Annotated in this window: 3 protein-coding genes; 1 reads left to right on the top strand and 2 read right to left on the bottom strand. The window is 66.5% G+C overall.

Going from position 1 to position 2,509, the window contains the following annotated elements; all coding sequences use genetic code 11:
* Positions 1-155 precede the first annotated feature (155 nt).
* Entirely contained in the window at positions 156-449 is a 294-nt protein-coding gene (gene cas2, locus ABSG20_RS34580) for a CRISPR-associated endonuclease Cas2 (RefSeq protein WP_423868921.1), read from the bottom strand.
* 4 nt (positions 450-453) lie between these two features.
* On the bottom strand, positions 454-2,190 hold the full coding sequence (gene cas4g/cas1g, locus ABSG20_RS34575; protein WP_423868920.1) for a CRISPR-associated endonuclease Cas4g/Cas1g: 1,737 nt from the start codon (positions 2,188-2,190) through the stop codon (positions 454-456).
* A gap of 119 nt (positions 2,191-2,309) precedes the next feature.
* Between cas4g/cas1g and ABSG20_RS34570 the strand changes: the two genes are divergently transcribed.
* Positions 2,310-2,509: type II toxin-antitoxin system HigB family toxin (locus ABSG20_RS34570; protein ID WP_423868919.1), on the top strand; the 200-nt coding region annotated here is incomplete at its 3' end.

Here is a 2,509-nt window from a genome sequence, read left to right as displayed (position 1 = left end):
CCGAGTCCCGGCTTTCGTCCGCCTTCGATTTGCTTCACGATGTCAAACAACCACTTGATTCGTCGGGTCTTCTCACGCTGCGAGCGCTGGCCGGCCGATATCGGCAATCGCAGCGCTCGCGCGCCACAGGCAGAATCGACCGGTCTTCGATCGCATCATATCACAACGGCCGCCCGCGTCACCGCCTCGAAGGTCTTGCCCAGGCTTTCGACCCGCGGATCGACCTTGTCGGCCGGGCCGAGATCGAGGATCAGCACATGATCGTCGCGGCCGTGGATTACCTCTTCGAGACGGCGCGCCAGTTCGGCGCGGCGCTGCGCGCTGAGCCGGCACTGGAACACCGAGAGCTGCAGCCAGCGTCCGTAGCCGTGCATCAGCTTGAACACGCGTCGCCAGCGCTTGTCGTCCGAGATGTCGTAGGTGACGATATAAAGCCGCTCCTCGACCATCGGTTCACCGCACCAGATAATGTGGATAGTCGTCGATCTCGCCCAGGAGATGGCGCGCAAGCAGGCGCGCCTGCACTTCCAGCAGCCGGCGCATCGAGACGCGATATCCGAACACGGGATGCGTCACTTCCTGGTCGAGGCGCCGCTCATAGGCCGCGATGAAGGCGCGCCGCGCATGCGGCTTGAGGTTTGCCGCCGGGCCGGCGGCAACAAAGCCGTCGGGCTTTACCTCGCCGTTGTTGATGACCTGGATCACGGTCGAATCCGCCAGGATCGACCGGAACGGCTCCATCATGTCGAGGGCGAGCGCGGGCCGGCCGAACCGCGGCCGATGATAGAAACCGAGATAGGGATCGAAGCCGACCGCCGAGAGCACGGTGAGCCACGTGCGCGTCAGCAGCGCGTAGCCGAACGACAGCATGGCATTGAGGGGATCGGACGGCGGACGGCGCGTTCGCTTTTCGAACGAGAACTCCGGAAAATCCCGCCCTGCCTCGCCAAGCATCGATGTGAACAGGCGGAAATAGCGGGCGGCGGCCTCGCCTTCAAAGCCGAGCAATTCCGCCTCGGTCAATGCATGGGCGGCGCGATCGGCCAGCCGCGACAGCGCTTCGAGTGTTGCATCGCGCTCGATCTCATCGCCGGCCTTGAAGTTGCGGCGCAGGAACACGCGCGAATTGCGGATCTTCGCCACCACCAGCGTGCGGGCAAAGGCGAGGCAACGCCGCTCGTCGAAGGCGGCGCGGGATTGCGCAATCCGTACCGAAACGTTGCGGTGGCCGGTCGAGACGGTGTGGCCGAGCACCCAACCGCCCGATGATGCATAAGTGACAGGGATCTCCTCACGCAGCAGCGCCGCGAGCGCCGGCGTCGTCAGCGACACCGGGCCATGCAGCACGAGTTCGGACACGTCGCCGATCGGCACTTCCGTCTTCTTTTCGTCGGCCTCGATCACGAGCACCTCGCCGGATTTGGTCACCCGCGCGCCGGGCTCCTGCACGTAGAGCGGCAGCGCGGTATGCGCCGCGGGATTGAGCGGGCGCGGCGCCAGCCCGCGCCGGAAGAAGGTCACCTCATCCGGCAGACAGATGCCCGCCAGCGAACACTTGGTGCATTTCGGGCTGTCGACCAGCGGCGGCGGCAGGCGGCCGACAGCGGCCGCAAGCCTGAGGCTGGAGATGGCGGCGCGGGTTTTGGCGCGCAGTTCGTCGTCGAGCGCGATGCGCACGCGCTCGCGGGAGCCGGCGTACCAGATCGCCGCATCGGCAACCCGATAGCCGGCATCTTCCAGGATCAGCGCCTGCGCGCAGACCTGCACGCGCTCGGGATCATAGGCGCCTTCGGCGACATGCGGGCGCTTGCCCTTCTTGGTATCGATCGGGGTGACCGTGCCATCCTCGCCCTCGACCAGATCCATCTTGGCGATGATGCCGAGCCTCTCGGAGGCAAGCGTCACCGAGCGCGCAACGAAATCCGGCTTACCGTCGACCTCGGCCGGCGCCGGCAGCTTGCCGCCGCCGCCGTCGACCCGGACATGGGCGCGGCGGCCTTCCTCGGTATCGCCGGAATCGGCCCACTCGCCGTCGACCCATTCGAGCAAGGCCAGGCGCGGGCAGTAGACATATTCGTTGACCATCCGCACCGGGACCAGCGGGGCCTCCGCCGTGGCCGGCGGGGCCGGCAGCTCAAGCGCCAGTTGCCTGGGACCGGAGGACGCCTGCTCGGACGCTGGCAACGACATGGGACGCAACCACCAACTGCAACTGGAGCGAAGCCACTATCAGCGCAGGTGGGCGTGGAGTCGAGACAATTCGCGCGAGGGCTGCGCGTCGGCAGGCAGGAACATGATACAGGTAGCGGGTGAGAATCATCGCTGTGGGTACGCTGAAGCGGTTTCTCGCGCGAAGCCCGGCCTACGCCGATGCGCGCGAACCGATGATGGCATGGGCCCGGCAGGTGAAGATCGCCGATTGGGCAAGCCCGGCCGCCGTCAAGCGCGACGTCCGGTCCGCCAGCATCCTGAGAGATGGCCGCGTGGTGTTCAACATTGCCGGCAACAA

This window comes from Bradyrhizobium sp., from assembly GCF_049512235.1.
Classification (GTDB): domain Bacteria; phylum Pseudomonadota; class Alphaproteobacteria; order Rhizobiales; family Xanthobacteraceae; genus Bradyrhizobium.
The sequence above is the reverse complement of the archived record's forward strand: the minus strand, read 5'-3'. Positions and strand labels throughout refer to the sequence as shown.

Coding starts and splice junctions, on each gene's coding strand:
- cas2 (WP_423868921.1), bottom strand. CDS start 449: ATGGTCGAGGAGCGGCTTTATATCGTCACCTACGACATCTCGGACGAC.
- cas4g/cas1g (WP_423868920.1), bottom strand. CDS start 2,190: ATGTCGTTGCCAGCGTCCGAGCAGGCGTCCTCCGGTCCCAGGCAACTG.